At 53.6% G+C, this 323-nt stretch carries 1 protein-coding gene; it reads left to right on the plus strand.

What is annotated here, in order from left to right:
* A partial coding sequence (locus tag Xbed_RS20060) for a bacteriophage T4 gp5 trimerisation domain-containing protein (RefSeq protein ID WP_422641357.1) occupies window positions 1-323 on the plus strand: 323 nt, incomplete at both ends.

Genomic DNA, 323 nt, shown 5'->3' on the forward strand with positions numbered 1-323 from the left:
CCTCAACGGTGATATCGACCGGCCGATTGTCACCGGTTGTGTCTATAACGACCTGAACCGCCCGCCGCTGGATTTACCGGCGGCCAAGACCCGCACCACCTTTAAAACCAAAACCCACAAGGGCAAAGGCTTCAATGAGCTGCGCTTTGAGGATGCGAAAGGCAGCGAGGAAGTTTATATCCACGGCCAGAAAGACTTTACGGCGCATATCGAGAATGATGCCTACTGGCATATCCAACACGACCAGAAGAACCGCATCGATAACAACCGTTACCACGATATCCGCGCCGATGACCATCATCAGGTGGCAGGTTCGCGCAAAA

The organism is Xenorhabdus beddingii, assembly GCF_002127545.1.
GTDB lineage: Bacteria > Pseudomonadota > Gammaproteobacteria > Enterobacterales > Enterobacteriaceae > Xenorhabdus > Xenorhabdus beddingii.